We start from the raw sequence: 18,505 nt of genomic DNA, 5'->3' as shown, positions 1-18,505 counted from the left end.
ATGACCGCCTCATGCTTCACGCATGCGGCAGCCGCCTCGTTGGCCGGTATCCGGGCTGGCAGCGCGCCCCCGTCGCCTTCCCAGGCGCCTGTTTCAGGGCGCCCAGTGGCTTCTTGACGAGGGTGGCATCGGAAAGACGCCGTCTGCTTGACCGTTGCGGGGGCAGCGCAGGCTGGCTCGGCCCGAGGGGGCTTCGACTCCTGCTTCCCGTTGAACTGCGCCGCGTGAACCGCGGCGCGAGCACCAACGCGCGGGATTTTAAGTGCGAAAGCGCGCTCGCCGGAAACTACAATCGCCCCCCATGCCTGCACCGAGCCGTATTGAACAGATCGCCGAGCGCGTCGAACGTTTGCTTGTGCGCCACGAAGAAGTGCAGCGCACCAATGCGTTGCTGCAAGACCAGGTGAACGCGCTCACGCGCGAACGCGATGCGCTCAAGTCGCGGCTGGCCGCGGCACGCACGCGGCTCGATGCGCTGCTCGAACAGCTGCCGGCAGAACCCTCTCAAGACGCTCCCTCCTCCTGATGAAACAAGTCGAAGTCCAGATCATGGGCCAGAGCTACCTGCTCGGCTGCCCCGAAGGCGGCGAGCCGCAGCTGCGCGAAGCCGTCGAGCGTGTCGATGCCGCAATGTGCAAGATCCGCGATGCGGGCAAGGTAAAGGCGCGCGACCGCATCGCAGTGCTGGCCTCGCTGAACCTCGCCTTCGACCTGGCCCAGCGCGAAGCGACGATCGCGGCGCCTGCCGCGCCAGCGGCCGCCCCTGCGGCGGGTCCCGATGCAGCGGCCGACGATGCCCGTGCCGCACAACTGATCCAGCGCCTCGACCAGGCCCTCGCCGGCGACGACCATTTGCTGTGACGGACTACATGCGCTCGTCATTGCGGGCGTAAAATCCACTCCGTCTGCGGTGCGTGTCGGGCTTAATATTTCCTTGTTCCAATGCTCTACGGAGCAGGGCTTGGTATATCGCTTGGCGGGTGTGATCATCTCGCGTCAGATGAACCCGAAGCCTTGCTGCCCTCGCCCACCTGAACCCTGGTTCAGGATGCGAGTCCGGCCTCACTCGCAGACACCTTTTTTGGACGGCCACGGCCCCGTATTCGGGGCCGTGGCTTTTTTCAGAGGCCTCCTTTCATGACGATCGCCCCCCTGCTGGTCGCCGAACTCGCCGTGCTCGGCGTCGGTACCGGTTTTCTCGCCGGCCTGCTCGGCATCGGCGGCGGCATGTTGATGGTGCCTTTCATCACGATCATCCTGGGCCATCGCGGCGTGCCGGCCGACCTGGCGGTGAAGATGGCGATCGCAACCTCCATGTCGACCATCATGTTCACGTCCATCTCGAGCGTGCTCGCGCACCACAGGCGCGGCGCCGTGCGCTGGGACATCGTGAAAAGGCTGTCGCCCGGCATCGTGATCGGCAGCCTGGTCGGCAGTCTCGGCGTGTTCGCTCTGCTCAAGGGCTCGGCGCTCGCCGTCTTCTTTGCGCTCTTCGTCGGTTTCTCGGCAACGCAGATGTTCCTGAACCGCAAGCCCAAGCCGACGCGACAGATGCCCGGCACCGCGGGCCAGCTCGCGGGCGGCGGCGCGATCGGCTTCCTCTCGGGCCTGGTCGGCGCCGGCGGCGGCTTCATCAGCGTCCCCTTCATGACCTGGTGCAATGTCGCAATCCACAACGCGGTCGCCACCAGCGCCGCTTTGGGCTTTCCGATCGCGGTGGCCAACGTGCTCGGCTACGCGGCCAGCGGCCAATCGGTGCAGGACCTGCCGGCCGGCTCGATCGGCTACATCTGGCTGCCTGCGCTGGCCGTGATCGCGGTCTGCAGCTTCCTCACTGCGCCGCTCGGCGCGAAAGCCGCGCACAGCCTGCCGGTGTCGAAGCTCAAGCGCGTGTTCGCAAGCATCCTCTACGTGCTGGCGGCCTACATGCTCTGGAAGGGCTTGCGCGGCTGAGCGCAAGGCCCCCTGCATCCACTCGGCTTCTACTCGGCTTCTCTGTACGTGCGCGGCACCTCGCCGTATAACCTTGCCATGCGGCGCTTTCGCCGCAGGTTGCAAGAGAACGAGAGGCAGTGCATGAAGATCCTGATCGCCGTCGACGGCAGTTCCCATACGCAGAAAGCGCTCGACTACCTGGCCGCCCATCGCGGCATGTTCGTCGACGGCCATGCGCTGATCGTGGTGCACGTGTGCAGCGGCCTGCCCGGCCATGCGGTCCGCCATCTCAGCAAGGATGTGGTGCAGGACTACTACACGGAAGAAAACGCCAAGGTGCTCGAGCCCGTCAAGGCTTTCTTCGCGAAGCACGACATCGGCAACTACCGCGCCGAGCCGCGCCACGGCCACGCCGCCGAAGAGATCCTGAAGGCCGCGACCGCGGGCGGCGCCGAGCTGATCGTGATGGGCACCCACGGCCACGGCATCTTCGGCCGCGCCCTCATGGGCTCGGTGGCGACCAAGGTCGTTTCGGAGACCGACATTTCGGTGCTGCTGGTGCAGTAGGGCCGCGCCGCTGCGCCGGCAACCGGCGCCCGGCGCATATCCATCGCTCTACACCAAACGAGTGATGTCGCGCACGAGGTGACGGGCATATAAACGCCCGGTATCGCGGCGCCGGTGAAGAACTCGTACGGACTGCCCGCGCCAGGAGAATCGCATGGCCAATCCGCACGCGCCGTACCACCCCATCATCTATGTTCGCGGCTTCGCCGGCACGCAGAGCGAGATCGAGGCCACGGTGGCAGACCCTTTCATGGGTTTCAACATCGGCAGCACGAAGTCTCGCCGTATCTGGGACGGCACCATGCGCCGGTACTTCTTCGAGTCGCCGCTCGTCCGCCTGAAGGACGAGATCATCTGGCGACGCACCGCCACCGGCCGAGAGCGCTCGGACCAGTGGTACGACGATGTCTACGTGAACGGCGAAGACCTGACCGCACCGGATCCCGACGACAAGACCAAGCCGCTGCGCTCCGACATCACGCTGCCCTACCAGTCGATCGCGATCCTGCGCTACTACGATGACGCCTCCAACGAGTTCGGCGACGGGCAGCCGCATCCGATCACCCATTTCGCGCAGAACCTCGGCGAGCTCATCCTGCGCATGCGCACCCTCGTCTGCAGGAAGAACGGCAAGCATCCGATCCTGGGCGACCCGCTCGACAACGGCGTGGAGGAAAAGGACTTCAAGATCTACCTGGTCGCGCATTCGATGGGCGGCCTGGTATGCCGCGCCTTCCTGCAGAACGACACGCTGGGCACTCAGGAGGCCCGGGATGCCGTCGACAAGCTGTTCACCTACGCCACGCCGCACAACGGCATCGACCTCAGGGTGGTGCGTAATGTGCCCGGCTGGGGCGCACTCGGCGAAGCCACCAACTTCAACCGGGACACCATGAAGTCCTACCTGAAGCTCGCCCCGACTGCGACGGACGTCTCGGAACTCACGCACTTTCCTGCCGAACGCGTGTTCAATCTGGTCGGCTCGAATCCCGCCGACTATCTGGCGCTCCAGGGACTTTCATCGTGGGCCGTGGGCGACGCGAGCGACGGCCTCGTCCGGATGGACAACGCAACGACCTTCGGCATGGTCGGGCCCGAAGAAGGTCCCCGGCTGCGCGTCGACTCTCCGCGCGCGTTCGTGTTCCGCAGTCATTCGGGCCACTACGGCATCGTCAATTCCGAGGAGGGCTACCAGAACCTCACGCGCTTTCTCTTCGGCTCGGTGCGGACCGACGGAATACTCGACATCGAAGAAGTCGCCCTGCCCGAAGAGGTGGAGGCGAAGAGAAAAAGCGGCCACGCGGTCCGCGCCTCCTACCGCTTCGAGATCGTCGCGACCCTGCGCAGAAGCCAGTGGCAGCTGCACCGCAGGGTGGTGCGCGAGAACTCCGCGATTCAGCGAAAGTTCGACGACCTCTTTCCCGATCAAGGCTCCGGCATCGCGCGCAAGGCAGCCCAGGCGGCGAGCCCCCACCTGTTCTCGATCTTCCTCGATCCGACCCGGGCCACCCCCGACCTGGGCAATTCGATCGCGTTCGCATTCGACCTCAACGTGCTGGTGCCCGACTACGAAGTCGACGGCGTGCTCTGGCTGAACAAGCACTTCGAGGGCGGCTTTCTCTATCGCGACCAGATCCTCGTGGAGGCCGTTCCGGATCCTGCAGCGGCCGGAGGCTGGCGGCTGCAATACGGCTTTCAGAGCCAGACACCCAATGTGGCCGCAATTCCGGCGCCTGTCAGCCCGCAGGCCGGCGCGCTGACATTCAAGATTCCCGTCGTCTCGCCGCCCGGAACCACCCCCGGCATCAAGGCTCAGCTGAGGATCGAGATGCGCACCTGGGCATGACGGCGGGGCGCCGTCACTGCCGGCCGCCGCCCAGCCGCCATTCGCGCGGCGCGCAACCGAAGCGTTCGCGGAATGCGCGGCTGAAATGCGCCGCATCGTTAAAGCCGCGGCCATAGGCGATCTCGCTCACGGTGCGGCCGGCCAGGCGGGGTTCCAGCAGGTCGCGGCTGCAGGCCTCGAGGCGACGCTCCCAGATGTACTGCGCAGGCGTGAGCGGCTCGCTCTTGAACACGCGGTGGATCTGGCTCGCCGACAGGCCGAGTTCGGCCGCGAGGCTGCCGACCGAGAGCCCGGCATCGCCAAGTTGTGCGTCGATGCGGCGCTTGATGCGCGCGAGATGGAAGGCGGTCAGGTTGCTGAGGCTCGGCGAGCGGGCCGCGGGCAGCGTCTGCAGGCCGGCCACGAGGATGCTGAGCACGCCGTTCGCAACCGCCAGCGCAGAGGCCGGTTGCAGCGCATCGATGTCCTCGCGCAGCGTGCCGATCATGTTGATCAGCAGGTGGCCCGCGCCCTCGCGGCCGGACACCGCCGTGGCCGTCAGCGCTTCTGTGTCGCGCAGCTCGCTGCGCAGGCGCTCGCCGGGGAGCTTGAGCACGATCTGCTCGAAGGCGTCGTCGAAGAAGAGCTGGTAGGGCCGCGTGCTGTCGTAGAGCGCGAAGTCGCCCACCGCCAGCACGGCATCGCGCCCGTCCTGCCGCACCACGCCATGGCCGCGGGTCTGGATACCGACCAGGAAATAGTCGTCGGAAGAGCGCGCGATGTGGCCCGGCGTGCGCATGACGCTTTGCGCGCCCGAGCGCACCACCGAGACGTCGAGGGCCGGCAGCGTGTGCTGGCGGATGCTGCCTTCGAAGTCGCCCGGCGGGCCGTTGCGCACCGGATCGCAACCGAGCTGCACATAGATGTTGCAGATCATGTCGGTCCAGTACGCGAGCCGCTGATCGCGCGGCACGGCGTCGGTGCTGAGCAGGCGGTTCACGAGTCCTCCGAGGATGCGGGGCGAGAGGCGAAAACTTACGTCGAAAGCAGCTTGCATGCCACAGCGCTAACCCGCGCCCGGCGCTACCATCCACCGCATGGCCATCCAGCTCAATCACACGATCGTCCGGGCCCGCGATCCACGGGCATCCGCGGTGTTCCTGGCAGAGATCCTCGGCCGCGGTGCGCCCGTTCCCTTCGGCCCCTTCCAGGGCGTCGAGGTCGACAACGGCGTCACCCTCGACTACATGCAGGTCGAGGGCGACATCCCATGGCAGCACCTGGCCTTTCTTGTGAGCGAGGCCGAGTTCGACCAGATCTTCGGCCGCATCCGCGAACGCGGCCTGTCCTACTGGGCCGACCCGGGCCACCGCCATGCCGGCGAGATCAACCACGGCGACGGCGGCCGCGGCGTCTACTGGAACGATCCCGACGGCCACAACCTCGAGATCCTCACGCGGCCCTACGGCAGCGGCAGCTAGACGAACAAGCCCTTGTGCTGCTCGCGCAACAGGGCCTTCTGCACCTTGCCCATCGCATTGCGCGGCAGCTCGGAGACGACGAAGCAGCGCTTGGGGATCTTGAAGTTGGCCAGCTTCTTCTTGAGCGCTCCGATGATCGCGTCGCCGTCGAGCGCCGCACCGGGCTTGGGCGTGACGATGGCGACGCCGACCTCGCCGAAATCCGGATGCGGCACGCCCACGAGCGCGCTCTCGGCCACGCCGGCCATTTCGTTGATGTAGCCCTCGATCTCGGCCGGATAGACGTTGTAGCCGCCGCTGATGATCAGGTCCTTGCTGCGGCCTACGATGCTGACGTAGCCGAGCCCGTCGATCTTGCCGACGTCGCCGGTCTTGAAATAGCCGTCGGCGGTGAACTCTTCCTTGGTCTTCTCGGGCATGCGCCAGTAGCCGGCGAACACGTTGGGGCCGGCCACCTCGATGTGGCCGATCTCGTCCGTCGGGCAGGGCTCGCCCGCATCGTCGCGCACGCGCAGCTGGACGCCGGGCAGCGGGAAGCCCACCGTCCCGCCACGCCGCTGGCCCTGCACCGCGCTGTAGGGGTTGGAGCTGAGCATGACGGTCTCGCTCATGCCGTAGCGCTCGAGAATGGTGTGGCCGGTGCGCTCGCGCCAGGCCTCAAAGGTCTCGATCAGCAGTGGCGCCGAGCCCGCGATGAAAAGACGCATGCCGTTGCAGGCCTCGCGCGTCAGCCCCGGCTCGGCCAGCATGCGCACGTAGAGCGTGGGCACGCCCATGAACACGGTCGCCTCGGGCAGCCGGGCCACCACGCGCTTCGGATCGAACTTGTTGAGCCAGATCATCTTGCTGCCGCTGATCAGCGCGCCGTGGATGGCGACGAAGAGGCCGTGCACGTGGAAGATCGGCAGTGCATGGATCAGCACATCGCCCTCCCCCTGCGCGCCGCTGTGCCAGCCCCAGTAGTCCTTCAGCACCTCGGCGTTGGAGCGCAGGTTGCGGTGCGTGAGCATCGCGCCCTTGCTGCGGCCGGTGGTGCCGCTGGTGTAGAGGATGGCGGCGAGGTCGTCGTCCTTCTTCTGCGCGACGGTGTGGCGGTCGCTGCACTGCGCCGCCACTTCGAGCAGCGTGCCGGTGCGGTCGTCATCGAGCGTGAACACGTGGCGGGTACCGGCCGCGGTCGCGATCGGCGCCACCCACGATGCATTCGCGCTGCTGCAGACCACCACCGCCGGCTCGGCGTTGCCGATGAAGTACTCGATCTCGGCGCCGCGGTAGGCGGTGTTGAGCGGCAGGAACACGTAGCCCGCGCGCAGCGTCGCGAGGTAGAGCAGCATGGCCTCGACAGACTTCTCGACCTGCACCGCGATGCGGGCGCCCTTGTCGAGCTTCAGCGCGTCGAGCAGGTTCGCGATCATCGCGCTCGCGCGCTCCAGGTCGCGCCAGGAATAGAACAGGCCGTCGTCGGTCTCGACCGCGATGGCATCGAGATCGGCGGGGAAGGCCGCACGCAGCGCGGCGTAGAGGTTGGCGTTGGTCGTTTCGGTCATGGTCAGAAGACGGGGTTGCGCTTGGCGAGGAAGGCGGCGATGCCCTCGCGGTGTTCGGGCGAATCGGCGTAATCGTAGGCGCTGGCGAGCAGCCGGTCGACCGTGCCGGCGAAGAAGGTCCGCTTGTTGAGGCGCGCAGCCTCCGGCGCCAGCGCGGCGATGCGCTGCGCATGCGCCAGCGCTCCCGCAGCGACCTGCGCATCCGGCAGCACGCTCAGCACAAAGCCAGCGTCGTAGAGGCGGCGCGCATCGTGCACGCCGGCGGCCAGCAGCATGTCGCGCGCCAGCGTGTCGCCGATGGCGACACGCACCAGGGCCGCCTCGCGCGGCGCCATCGGAAAGCCCAGCTTCGCGATCGGCGCGCCGAATTTCGATGATTCGCCGGCCAGGCGGATGTCGCAGCAGCTCGCGATCTCCAGGCCGGCGCCCATGCAGGCGCCCTCGATCTGCGCGACCAGCGGCAGCTCGCAGGCCAGCATGGCGGCCAGCGCGCCCCAGACCTCGTTCTCGTGGAAGTCGCGCAGGCTGGCTTCATCGAAGCGGAAGGAGGGGTACTCGGAGATGTCGCCGCCGGCGCAGAACGCAGCGCCCTCCCCGCGCACGACGACGCAGCGCGTGGCGTCGTCTTGCGCGAGCTCCTGCTCGAACACGGCGCGCAGTTCGCGCCACATCGCGCGCGACATGGCATTGAGCCGTCCGGGATGGGCCAGCGTCACGAAGGCGAGCGCGCCCTCGCGCTCGAGCCTGACCGAGGCCGTCATTCCAGCTTGGCGCCAGAAGCTTTCACGACGCCGGCCCAGCGCCTGATCTCGGAGTTGACGAAGCTGCCATAGGGCGCCATCACGAGGTTCGGGATCTCGGCGCCGTTGTTGGCCCAGATGGCCTTCAGCTCCTCGGTGGCGAGCGCCTTCTTCATCTCGTCGACGATCTTCGCCTGCACCTCGGCCGGCGTGCCCTTCGGCGTCCACAGGCCGTACCAGGTGGTCACGGTGTAGTCCGGCAGGCCGACCTCGGCGGCGCTGGGCACGTCGGGGAAGGCGGGGTTGCGCTTGGCGCCGGACATCATCAGCGCCTTGATGCGGCCGGCCTTGATGTGCTGCGAGGACGAGCCCAGGCCGTCGAACATGCAGTCGACATTGCCGGCGATCAGGTCCTGCAGCGCCGGACCCGCGCCGCGATAGGGAATGTGGGTGATGAAGGTGCCGGTCTGCAGCTTGAAGAGCTCGCCCGCCAGGTGGTGCGAGGTGCCGGCGCCGGCCGAGGCGTAGTTGAGCTTGCCGGGATTCCTCTTGGCCTCGGCGACGAAGTCCTTGAGCGTGGTCGCGCTCACCCGCTTCGGGTTGATCACCACCACCTGCGGCACGCTTGCCAGCAGCATCAGCGGCACGAAATCCTTCTCGATGTCGTAGTCGAGCTTGGGATAGACCGAGGGCGCGATCGCATGGTGCACCGCCCCCATGAAGAGCGTGTAGCCGTCCGGCTGCGCCTTGGCCGCGATACTCGCGCCCAGGGTGCCGCCGGCGCCGCCGCGGTTGTCGATCACCAGCGTCTGGCCGGCGACCTTGGCGAACTGCGCCGACAAGGGCCGCGCGAAGGCGTCGGTGCCGCCGCCGGCCGGGAAGGGCACCACCATCGTCACCGGCTTGGCGGGCCAGCTGGCCTGGGCGCGTGCGCCCCCGCCCAGAACGGCGGCCGCGGCCGCGGCCAGGCGCAATATGTCGCGCCGCTGGAAGCTTGGGGTCATTGCCTTGTCTCCTTTTGTGATGAACCGTCGGGGGCCTCAGCCCTTGAGAAAAAGATCGTCGACCTCGCCCGACACCGCCACCTTGCCCTGTGCGAGCAGGGCGCGGTGCTTGTCGAGCCGTTTCAGATCGTAGAGGTAGTTGACCATGAGTCCGTAGGATTGCTTCAGCCCCTTGGGCGAGGGATCGCCGGCCCAGTTGAGCCGCTCCACCCGCGCGCCGTTGCCCAGGTGGAAGCGCGCCACCGGATCGACCGGCTTGCCCTCGGCGGTGGCCCGCCCGAGGTACTCGGCGGCGGCATTCATCAGCAGCTGGCGCACCGGCGATTTGGCATCGAGCGCACTCGCCTCCTCGGCCGCCGCCAGCACGCGCTCGGCGGTGGGCGGCAGGGACCCGATCACGCGGCCCAGCTCGGTCGCGCGCTTCTCGTCGAGCCGCTCCAGCAGGGAGCCCGCGTTCTTCGTCAGCCAGCCGCGAAAGCCCGGGACCGGCGACAGCGTCGCGAAGATCTTCAGGCGCGGCATCTCTTTTTGCAGTTCCTCGACCACGCGCTTGATCAGCGAATCGCCGAAGCTCACGCCGCGCAGGCCGTTCTGGGTGTTGCTGATTGAATAGAAGATCGCAGTCGTCGCGCGGTCGTGCTTGACCGGCGCGGCGGCTTCGTCGAGCAGCGGCACGATGCCTTCGCTGATGTGGTCGACCAGCGCGACCTCGACGAAGATCAGCGGCGTGTTGGGCAGCCGCGGGTGGAAGAAGCCGTAGCAGCGGCGATCGCTGTCGAGCCGGTTCTTGACGTCGGCCCAGCTCTTGATGTCGTGCACCGCCTCGTACTGGATCAGCTTCTCGATCAGCGAGGCCGGCGAATCCCAGCTGATGCGGCGCAGGTCCAGAAAGGCGACGTCGAACCAGGTGGAGAACAGGTGCTCGAGCTCGGCATCGAGCGGCAGGAGGCGCCGGTCGCCCTTCAGGTGCGGCAGCAGCTCGGCACGCAGATCAACCAGGAAGCGCATGCCGTCGGGGTCGATGGCGAAGCGCTGCAGCAGCCGCGCGCGCGGCGAGACCAGCGCGCGGCGCAGGTGCACCTCGGCCTGGGCCTCGTCGGGCGTACCCATCGCGGCCCCGTGCCGGTCGCGCGCGCTGCTGACCTTCTGCAGATCGGGCGCGAAGCGTTCGCTCATGAGCAGCCAGACGTCGCGCCGCTCGTCGAGTTCGCGCCCGGCGTACCACTTCACGACCGCATGGGCGCGGCGTCCTGCTTCCACCTCGCTCACGCTCGAGTCGACCACCGCCTGCAACTCGGTGAGCGCGCGCCGCAAGGCACGCGGCGCCAGCGCCTCGCCATGGCGGCGCAGCGTGGCCTCCAGCCGTTCGGCCAGCGGACGCGGGCCGACGGTGGCGGCCGCCTTGGGCGCCGGCTTCGACTTCGCTTCGGGCACTGCGGGCTTCTTGACTTCGGCGGCATCGCTGCCGGGACGCAGGCGCGAGACGCTGCGGGTGATCCAGTCGCTGGCATTCATGAGATCAGCTTCGCTTTCTGTTGGAGCGCGATGGCCCGCAGGGCTTCGCGCTGGCGGTTCAGGTGGGTGCGCATCGCGGCCTCGGCGCCGTCGCTGTCGCGCGCCTTCAGCGCGGCGAACACCGCGAGATGTTCGGACAGGCTCTGTTCGAGCCGCCCCGGCGCATGCAGTTGCTGCAGGCGCGCGAGCTTGAGGATCTTGCGCAAATCGCCGATCACCTGCGCCAGCCAGCGATTATCGGCCAGCATGATGATCGCCTCGTGGATCGCGAAATTGGTCGCGTAGTACTCGTTGATGCGCTTGGCGCGTGCGTGCTTCGCGAGCTTGTCGTGCATGGCTTCGAGTGCCAGCAGCTCGACATCGCTGGCGTTGCGTGCCGCCTGCCAAGCGCAGCGCCCTTCGAGCAGCGCGATGACGGGAAAGATGTCGTCCAGGTCGCGCTGCGTGACCTCGGCCACGAAGCAGCCGCGCCGCGGCTCGTGCCGCAGCAGGCCCTCGGCCGTCAGCACCTTGAGCGCCTCGCGCAGCGGCGTGCGCGAGATCGCAAGCCGCTCGCACACTGGCGCCTCGTCGACGAAGCTGCCCGGCGCCAGCGTGCCGGCGAAGATCTCCTCGCGCAGCGTGGCGGCGACTTCGTGGTGCAGCGAGTTGTGGACCAGGCGCATGGCGGATGAAAGATCGGGAGCTTCGTCGGTGATTTTCGGTAATTACACGTAATTATGAGAACTCGGACGCAAGAAGGCAAAGCATCTCTGCCCCCGGAGATACCCTGGCGCCCGCGGCGCGCTCAGCCGCGTGCCACTGCTGCGGCTGAGCGCGCCGCGGGTGCACTGGCATAGAGCCAGATGCCGAACACGATCATCGGCACGCAAAGCCACTGCCCCATGCTCATGTTGAGCGCCAGGAGGCCCAGGAAGTCGTCGGGCTCGCGGAAGTATTCGGCGACGAAGCGCATCAGCCCGTAGCCGATCAGGAACACCGCCGACACGCGCCGCTCGCGCCGTTCCTTGCGTGCATAGAGCCAGAGGATCGCGAACAGCAGCAGGCCTTCGAGCAGGAACTGGTAGACCTGCGAGGGGTGGCGCGGCAGCATCGATCCGCTCTGCGGAAACACCATGCCCCATGGGAGGTCGGGGCTGCTGAAGCGCCCCCACAGCTCGCCGTTGATGAAATTGCCCACCCGCCCGGCCGCCAGCCCGGTGGGCACGCAGGGCGCCACGAAATCCATCACCTGCCAGTACGGCCGCGCACGCGAACGTGCGAACCACAGCATCGAGGCGATCACGCCGAGCAGCCCGCCGTGGAAGCTCATGCCGCCCTGCCAGACGAAGAAGATCTCCAGCGGGTGCGTGAGGTAGTAGCCGGGCTTGTAGAACAGGCAATAGCCGAGCCGGCCGCCGACGATCACGCCCATGACGCCGAGGAAGAGGATGTCCTCCAGGTCCTTGCGGGTCCAGGCGCCCGGTCCGGTGATGGAACGGAAGGGCTCGTGCCGCAGCCGGCGCGTACCGAGGAAGTAGAACAGCGCGAAGGCGGCCAGATAGGTCAGGCCATACCAATGGATGGCGATCGGCCCGAGCTGCAGGGCGACGGGATTGATCTGCGGGTAGGTGAGCATCGGCCTATTGTGCCCACGGATGTGACAGTCCCTGCTCCTGGACGAATCGCACGAAGCGGGCGAGCGCCGGGTTGTCGGTGTGGCCGGGCCAGACCAGGCTGGTCTCGCAGCCGGGCAAGACGGCGGTCTTTCGCCGTCCAGTGGGCGCGAACTCGGTCGCAGCGCGGTAGACCACGCCGGCGCGCCGGAACTGCGTCACGCTCTCCGGCACCCAGGCCACGCCGAGTCCGCCCCACACCAGGTTCACGATGGTCTGCATCTGGATCGCTTCCTGCGCAACCCGCGGCGCCAGGCCGGCCGCGTGGTAGAGCCCGAAGATCGCATCGTGCAGCGAGGGCACGATGCGACGCGGAAAGATCACCAGCGGCTCGGCCAGCACCTCGGCCAGCGGCAGCTTCGGCATCCGGGCCAGGGGATGCTTCGCCGGCAACGCCAGCACCAGCGGCTCCTCGGACACCGCGAGCCGCTCCAGGCCGGGCGGCGCGAAACCGGGCGAATGCAGCATCAGGCCGGCATCGATCTCGCCGCGGGCGAAGGCTTCGAGCTGCACGTCGCCGGTGGCCTCGACCAGTTCCAGCGCGACCTCGGGGCAGCTCACGCGGAATTCGCGCACCCAGGCCGGCAGCCGCTCGAACCCGATGGTCGAGACGAAGGCGAGCCGCACGCGCCCCACTTCACCGGCCGCCGCCGCCTTCGCCCGCACGGGCAGCGCCTGCGCGCGCGCCAGCAGCTCGCGCACCTCGGGCAAGAGCGCCTCGCCCGCGGGCGTGAGCGCGACCCGGCGCCGGGTGCGGTCGAACAGCCGCACGCCCAGCGTTTTTTCGAGCTGCGCGATGGCCTGCGTGACGGGCGGCTGCGTCATGTGCAGGCGCGCGGCGGCGCGGCCGAAATGCAGCTCCTCGGCCACCGCGAGGAACTGGCGCCAGGCGCGCAGGTCGATCCAGGCTTCTTTCATATGCCGAGCATATCAATCGGGCTTGAAATTCGGATTGGAACCAATCAGTCAATCGTCCGATACTTGCCTTCCCCCGATTCAAGACCAGAGACACCATGGCCACCCAGACGATCAAGATCAACGCCCGCAGCGCCAACATCACCGAAGGCAAGTCGCGCGCGCCCAACCGCTCGATGTTCTACGCGATGGGCTACGAGGAAGGCGATTTCAAGAAGCCGATGGTCGGCGTGGCCAACGGCCACAGCACCATCACGCCGTGCAACTCGGGCCTGCAGAAGCTGGCCGACGCCGCGATCGCCGGCATCGAGGAAGCCGGCGGCAACGCGCAGGTCTTCGGCACGCCGACCATTTCCGACGGCATGGCCATGGGCACCGAAGGCATGAAGTACTCGCTGGTGAGCCGCGAGGTCATCTCCGACTGCATCGAGACCTGCGTCGGCGGCCAGTGGATGGACGGCGTGCTGGTGGTCGGCGGTTGCGACAAGAACATGCCCGGCGGCCTGATGGGCATGCTGCGCGCCAACGTGCCGGCGATCTATGTCTACGGCGGCACCATCCTGCCGGGCCGCTACAAGGGCCAGGACCTCAACATCGTGAGCGTGTTCGAGGCGGTCGGCCAGAACGCCGCCGGCAACATGAGCGACGAGGACCTGAAGGAAATCGAGAAGCGCGCGATCCCCGGCACCGGCTCCTGCGGCGGCATGTACACGGCCAACACCATGAGTTCGGCCTTCGAGGCGCTCGGCATCTCGCTGCCCTACTCCTCGACCATGGCCAACCCGCACGACGAGAAGGCCAACTCGGCCAAGGAATCGGCCAAGGTGCTGATCGAGGCCATCAAGAAGGACATCAAGCCGCGCGACATCGTGACCAAGAAGGCGATCGAGAACGCGGTGGCCGTGATCATGGCCACCGGCGGCTCCACCAACGCGGTGCTGCACTTCCTCGCCATCGCGCACGCGGCGGGCGTGGAATGGTCGATCGACGACTTCGAGCGCATCCGCAAGAAGGTGCCGGTGCTGTGCGACCTCAAGCCCAGCGGCAAGTACCTCGCGGTCGACCTGCACCAGGCCGGCGGCATCCCGCAGGTGATGAAGATCCTGCTGAACGCGGGTTTGCTGCACGGCGACTGCATCACGATCACCGGCCAGACCATCGCCGAGGTGCTGAAGGACGTGCCCGACCAGCCGCGTGCCGACCAGGACGTGATCCGCCCGATCACGAATCCGATGTACGCCGAGGGCCACCTGGCCATCCTTAAGGGCAACCTCTCGCCCGAGGGCGCGGTGGCCAAGATCACCGGCCTCAAGAACCCGGTCATCACCGGCCCGGCGCGCGTGTTCGACGACGAGCAGTCGGCGCTCCAGGCCATCCTCGACGGCAAAATCAAGGCCGGCGACGTGATGGTGCTGCGCTACCTCGGCCCCAAGGGCGGCCCCGGCATGCCGGAGATGCTGGCGCCCACCGGCGCGCTGATCGGCGCCGGCCTCGGCGAAAGCGTGGGCCTCATCACCGACGGCCGCTTCTCGGGCGGCACCTGGGGCATGGTGGTCGGCCACGTGGCGCCCGAGGCTGCGGCCGGCGGCACCATCGCCTTCGTCAACGAGGGCGACTCGATCACCATCGACGCGCACCAGCTCAAGCTCGAACTCAACGTGTCCGACGCCGAACTCGCGAAGCGCCGGGAAGGATGGAAGGCCCCTGCCCCGCGCTACACGCGCGGCGTGCAGGCCAAGTTCGCGTTCAATGCATCGAGCGCGAGCTCGGGTGCGGTGCTCGACAAGTACTGATCACCCTGCCAACACCCACGCGCTGGTGCCGAACACGACAAAGCCCAGGCCGACGACGCTGTTTCGGGCTCTAGCGTCCGCCGCGGCGGCGGCGGTTGGAACGGCTGGTCAGAAGGCCCAGATTGCTGCGCTGCCGGTCGATGCGGTCCTGCCGGCGCGCGTTTTCGCGTTCGACCACCTTGCGCTTGGTGTAGCCTGACCAGTCGGCCCAGGCCCACCAGGCCGCGGCCAGCGCGAAGGGGAAGAGCACGATCCACCAGTCCCACTGGGCCACGAAGCCGACTTCGAAGTATTTGAGGGCCACGCCAAGAAGGCCCAGCAACAGAAACCACATAGAGAATCCCTCCGGTTTTCCAGGCCCGCATCGCGGCGGACCGTGCACCGCGCTACCTACAATCGCGTTGGATCGACTTTAACGCACCCACGCGACAAGGACTTCATGAAAAGAGCGCTTCTGCTGGCCGCCCTGGGCCTGGCTTCCGCCGCACCCGCCCTTGCCGACCTGGCCCTGGCCACCTCGAAGAACTGCATGAGCTGCCACGCGGTCGAGCGCAAGATCCTCGGCCCTTCGTTCAAGGAAGTCGCGGCCAAGTACAAGGACAACAAGGGCGCGGCCGACATGCTCGCCGGCAAGATCATCAAGGGCGGATCGGGCGTCTGGGGACAGGTGCCGATGCCGGCCAACAACCAGGTCAGCGAAGCGGACGCGAAAAAGCTGGCGGCCTGGATCCTGTTGACGAAGTAGCGCGGGCCTCAGACCGGCGGTGGCATGCCCACGGGCGGCGAAGACGCCACCGTCGCCGTCGCCGCCCGGCGGTCGACGCGATCTTCGAGCTGGCCGATGTGGGCTGCCAGCGTGTTGTCGGTCCGGTCGGAGCGCAGCTTGATCATCGTCTCCAGCTGCTCCACGCGCGCCAGCAGCGCCGCATGCCGCTCGGCGTTGCGCGCCATGTGGACGTTCTCCTGGGTCTCGAGGAAACTGCGCAGCTCGGTGAAACGAGAAGCCTCGGCCCGGTCGGCCAGGCTGCGCTGGGCCTGCATTTCCTTCGTGTGGCGCCGCGTTTCGAGCAGCACCGTGGTCTGCAGGTAGACGATGTAGGCCACGAAGAAGATGCTCAGAAGCACCGTGAGGCCCAGCATGATCAACCCGAAGGGCGCCGTGATCTGCATGAAGCCGACCGACATGGCGGTGGGCGTGACGAGCAGGCCCCAGTTCAAGGCCGCGAGCGCCGCGATCAGCAGCACGACCACCAGCAGCACGCCTGTTCTCAATCCCATGGATGTCTCCTCAACAATCGATGGGCTGTTGTAACGCATCCGGCGCCAATGCCCTGTCGGACAGGGGCGCGGCTGCGAATCCCCAGGCCGGCGCCGGGCCGCCCAAGGCGGCCTGCGGCCCCCTCGGGGGGCAGCGAGTACACGCAGTGACGGAGCGTGGGGGCCGTTAGTAAGCCTGGCCGAGCTGTTCGAGGATGGCGGGGTTCTCGAGCGTCGAGGTGTCCTGCGTGATCGCTTCGCCCTTGGCGATGCTGCGCAAGAGGCGCCGCATGATCTTGCCGCTGCGCGTCTTCGGCAGGTTCTCGCCGAAGCGGATGTCCTTCGGCTTGGCGATCGGGCCGATTTCCTTGGCCACCCAGTTGCGCAGCTCGGCGGCGATCTGCTTCGCCTCGTCGCCGCTCGGGCGGCCGCGCTTCAGCACGACGAAGGCGCATACCGCCTCGCCGGTCACGTCGTCGGGCCGGCCGACCACGGCGGCTTCGGCCACGAGGTCGGTCTTGGCGACCAGCGCGGATTCGATTTCCATCGTGCCGAGCCGGTGGCCCGACACGTTGAGCACGTCGTCGATGCGTCCCGTGATGCGGAAGTAGCCGCGGTCGGCGCTGCGCACCGCGCCGTCGCCGGCCAGGTAGACGGTCCCGCCCATTTCCTCGGGGAAATAGCTCTTCTTGAAGCGCTCGGGGTCGTTCCAGATGGTGCGGATCATCGAGGGCCAGGGCCGCTTGATGACCAGCATGCCGCCGGCGCCGTGCGGGATGTCCTTGCCGGTCTCGTCGACGATCGCGGCCATGATGCCCGGCAGCGGCAAGGTGCAGGAGCCCGGCACAAGCGGCGTGGCGCCCGGCAGCGGCGTAATGACGTGGCCGCCGGTCTCGGTCTGCCAGAAGGTGTCGACGATCGGACATTTCTCGCCGCCGACGTTCCGGTAGTACCACATCCAGGCTTCGGGATTGATCGGCTCGCCCACGGTGCCGAGGATGCGCAGCGACGACAGGTCCCAATTCTTGGGATGCACCTTCTCGTCGCTGTCGGCCGCCTTGATCAGCGAGCGGATCGCGGTCGGGGCGGTGTAGAAGATCGTGACCCTGTGCTTCTCGATCATCTGCCAGAAGCGGCCCGCATGCGGGAAGGTCGGGACGCCCTCGAACACCACCTGCGTCGCGCCCGCGGCGAGCGGGCCGTAGGCCACGTAGGTGTGGCCGGTGATCCAGCCGATGTCGGCGGTGCACCAGAACACGTCTTCGGGGCGCACGTCGAAGGTCCAGTCCATCGTGAGCTTGGCCCACAGCAGGTAGCCGCCGGTCGAATGCTGCACGCCCTTGGGCTTGCCGGTCGAGCCCGAGGTGTAGAGGATGAAGAGCGGATGCTCGGCGCCGACCGGCACCGGCGCGCATTCGGTGCTCTGGCCCTGGAGCGCCTCGTCGAAGGTCTTGTCGCGGCCGGCCACCATGTTGCAGGCGGTCGCGGTGCGCTGATAAACCAGCACGGTCTTGATCGATTCGCAGCCGCCGAGCGCGATGCCGTCGTCGACGATGGCCTTGAGCGGCAGTTCCTTGCCGCCGCGCAGCTGGTAGTTGGCCGTGATGACCGCCACGGCGCCGGCATCGATGATGCGTTCCTGCAGCGCCTTCGCGGAGAAACCGCCGAACACCACGCTGTGGGTGGCGCCGATGCGGGCGCAGGCCTGCATCGCAATCACGCCCTCGATGGCCATCGGCAGGTAGACGATGACGCGGTCGCCCTTCTGGATGCCTTGCGCCTTCAGCGCATTGGCGAACTGCGAAACGCGAGCCAGCAGCTCCTTGTAGGTGATCTTGGTGACAGCGCCGTCGTCGGCCTCGAAAACGATCGCGGTCTTGTTCTCGACCGCGGTGCCGATGTGCTTGTCGAGGCAGTTGGCCGAGGCGTTGAGCTCGCCGTCGTCGAACCATTTGTAGAAAGGCACGTTCGATTCGTCGAGCGTGCGGGTGAAGGGCTTGGTCCACACCACGTTGCTTCGCGCCTGGCGGGCCCAGAAGCCCTCGAAGTCGTCGGCGGCTTCCTTGCATAGCGCGTCGTACGCCGCCATGCTCGCGATGCGCGCGCCCTGCGTGGCACGGGCATCCGGCGGAAACACGCGGTTCTCGACCAGGGTGGACTCGATCGTCGTCGGTGCACTGCTCATTCTTCGTCTCCTGTACCTGTCAATTGACCGGCGTTAATGTCGGCGGCCGCACTTACGGATGACTGACGCTCCATGTTAACGACAGG

General features: G+C 67.4%; 19 protein-coding genes and 1 riboswitch. Of the genes, 8 read left to right on the top strand and 11 right to left on the bottom strand.

The genetic code is table 11. The features are described from left to right. Positions 1–24: 24 nt before the first annotated feature. Positions 25–262, bottom strand: a riboswitch (cobalamin riboswitch). 39 nt (positions 263–301) lie between these two features. The 5 genes from ACSQ86_RS12305 (at position 302) to ACSQ86_RS12285 (ending at position 4,348) form a co-directional block, all read left to right on the top strand. Continuing rightward, positions 302–526, top strand: a complete 225-nt coding sequence (locus ACSQ86_RS12305) for a DUF904 domain-containing protein (protein ID WP_093109208.1) — start codon at positions 302–304, stop codon at positions 524–526. Next, entirely contained in the window at positions 526–861 is a 336-nt protein-coding gene (locus ACSQ86_RS12300; RefSeq protein WP_093109207.1) for a cell division protein ZapA, read from the top strand. The genes ACSQ86_RS12305 and ACSQ86_RS12300 overlap by 1 nt, the downstream gene beginning before the upstream one ends. A 276-nt stretch (positions 862–1,137) precedes the next feature. Continuing rightward, positions 1,138–1,953, top strand: a complete 816-nt coding sequence (locus ACSQ86_RS12295) for a sulfite exporter TauE/SafE family protein (RefSeq protein WP_436303832.1) — start codon at positions 1,138–1,140, stop codon at positions 1,951–1,953. Positions 1,954–2,076: 123 nt separating this feature from the next. Continuing rightward, complete coding sequence (locus tag ACSQ86_RS12290) at positions 2,077–2,502, top strand: universal stress protein (protein WP_093109205.1); 426 nt, start codon at positions 2,077–2,079, stop codon at positions 2,500–2,502. A 154-nt stretch (positions 2,503–2,656) separates the two neighbouring features. Continuing rightward, positions 2,657–4,348: an esterase/lipase family protein gene (locus tag ACSQ86_RS12285; protein ID WP_436308906.1), complete on the top strand. Its 1,692-nt coding sequence runs from the start codon at positions 2,657–2,659 to the stop codon at positions 4,346–4,348. A gap of 13 nt (positions 4,349–4,361) precedes the next feature. Here ACSQ86_RS12285 and ACSQ86_RS12280 read toward each other — a convergent pair whose 3' ends face one another. Further along, the gene (locus tag ACSQ86_RS12280; protein WP_436303830.1) at positions 4,362–5,327 is read right to left on the bottom strand and encodes a helix-turn-helix domain-containing protein; all 966 of its coding nucleotides are present in this window, start codon (positions 5,325–5,327) and stop codon (positions 4,362–4,364) included. Positions 5,328–5,424: 97 nt separating this feature from the next. On the opposite strand from ACSQ86_RS12280, the gene ACSQ86_RS12275 reads away from it, so the two are divergent. Next, positions 5,425–5,808 carry a VOC family protein gene (locus ACSQ86_RS12275; RefSeq protein WP_436303829.1) on the top strand — a complete coding sequence of 128 codons (384 nt, stop codon included), beginning with the start codon at positions 5,425–5,427 and terminating at the stop codon, positions 5,806–5,808. Here the strand turns inward: ACSQ86_RS12275 and ACSQ86_RS12270 are convergent. The 7 genes from ACSQ86_RS12270 to ACSQ86_RS12240 form a co-directional block, all read right to left on the bottom strand. Then, positions 5,805–7,355: a malonate--CoA ligase gene (locus ACSQ86_RS12270; RefSeq protein WP_436308905.1), complete on the bottom strand. Its 1,551-nt coding sequence runs from the start codon at positions 7,353–7,355 to the stop codon at positions 5,805–5,807. The genes ACSQ86_RS12275 and ACSQ86_RS12270 overlap by 4 nt on opposite strands. Before the next feature lie 2 nt (positions 7,356–7,357). Then, entirely contained in the window at positions 7,358–8,116 is a 759-nt protein-coding gene (locus tag ACSQ86_RS12265) for an enoyl-CoA hydratase/isomerase family protein (RefSeq protein ID WP_436303827.1), read from the bottom strand. Next, the gene (locus tag ACSQ86_RS12260) at positions 8,113–9,099 is read right to left on the bottom strand and encodes a Bug family tripartite tricarboxylate transporter substrate binding protein (protein ID WP_436303826.1); all 987 of its coding nucleotides are present in this window, start codon (positions 9,097–9,099) and stop codon (positions 8,113–8,115) included. Before ACSQ86_RS12260 ends, ACSQ86_RS12265 begins: the two co-directional genes overlap by 4 nt. 36 nt (positions 9,100–9,135) lie before the next feature. Next, the gene (locus ACSQ86_RS12255; protein WP_436308904.1) at positions 9,136–10,614 is read right to left on the bottom strand and encodes a malonyl-CoA decarboxylase; all 1,479 of its coding nucleotides are present in this window, start codon (positions 10,612–10,614) and stop codon (positions 9,136–9,138) included. Continuing rightward, on the bottom strand, positions 10,611–11,279 hold the full coding sequence (locus ACSQ86_RS12250) for a GntR family transcriptional regulator (RefSeq protein WP_436308903.1): 669 nt from the start codon (positions 11,277–11,279) through the stop codon (positions 10,611–10,613). Before ACSQ86_RS12250 ends, ACSQ86_RS12255 begins: the two co-directional genes overlap by 4 nt. A 122-nt stretch (positions 11,280–11,401) precedes the next feature. After that, the gene (gene lgt, locus ACSQ86_RS12245) at positions 11,402–12,232 is read right to left on the bottom strand and encodes a prolipoprotein diacylglyceryl transferase (protein WP_436308902.1); all 831 of its coding nucleotides are present in this window, start codon (positions 12,230–12,232) and stop codon (positions 11,402–11,404) included. A gap of 4 nt (positions 12,233–12,236) precedes the next feature. Next, positions 12,237–13,187, bottom strand: a complete 951-nt coding sequence (locus ACSQ86_RS12240) for a LysR family transcriptional regulator (protein ID WP_436303823.1) — start codon at positions 13,185–13,187, stop codon at positions 12,237–12,239. 95 nt (positions 13,188–13,282) lie between these two features. Between ACSQ86_RS12240 and ilvD the strand changes: the two genes are divergently transcribed. After that, the gene (ilvD, locus tag ACSQ86_RS12235; protein WP_436292522.1) at positions 13,283–14,977 is read left to right on the top strand and encodes a dihydroxy-acid dehydratase; all 1,695 of its coding nucleotides are present in this window, start codon (positions 13,283–13,285) and stop codon (positions 14,975–14,977) included. 70 nt (positions 14,978–15,047) lie between these two features. Here ilvD and ACSQ86_RS12230 read toward each other — a convergent pair whose 3' ends face one another. Then, positions 15,048–15,311: a TIGR04438 family Trp-rich protein gene (locus ACSQ86_RS12230; protein WP_436303822.1), complete on the bottom strand. Its 264-nt coding sequence runs from the start codon at positions 15,309–15,311 to the stop codon at positions 15,048–15,050. Positions 15,312–15,416: 105 nt separating this feature from the next. Between ACSQ86_RS12230 and ACSQ86_RS12225 the strand changes: the two genes are divergently transcribed. Further along, positions 15,417–15,722, top strand: coding sequence for a c-type cytochrome (locus ACSQ86_RS12225; RefSeq protein WP_093109192.1), 306 nt, complete (start codon positions 15,417–15,419; stop codon positions 15,720–15,722). A gap of 8 nt (positions 15,723–15,730) precedes the next feature. Here the strand turns inward: ACSQ86_RS12225 and ACSQ86_RS12220 are convergent, their stop codons facing one another. Beyond that, positions 15,731–16,255 (bottom strand): LapA family protein, encoded by a 525-nt coding sequence (locus tag ACSQ86_RS12220; protein ID WP_436303820.1) that lies wholly within the window; start codon positions 16,253–16,255, stop codon positions 15,731–15,733. 166 nt (positions 16,256–16,421) lie between these two features. Then, positions 16,422–18,419: an acetate--CoA ligase gene (gene acs / locus ACSQ86_RS12215; protein WP_436308901.1), complete on the bottom strand. Its 1,998-nt coding sequence runs from the start codon at positions 18,417–18,419 to the stop codon at positions 16,422–16,424. Between the last annotated feature and the right edge of the window lie 86 nt (positions 18,420–18,505).

Source organism: Variovorax sp. LjRoot130 (genome assembly GCF_964253755.1).
In the GTDB taxonomy this organism is placed as follows: Bacteria; Pseudomonadota; Gammaproteobacteria; order Burkholderiales; family Burkholderiaceae_C; genus Variovorax.
The sequence above is the reverse complement of the archived record's forward strand: the minus strand, read 5'-3'. Positions and strand labels throughout refer to the sequence as shown.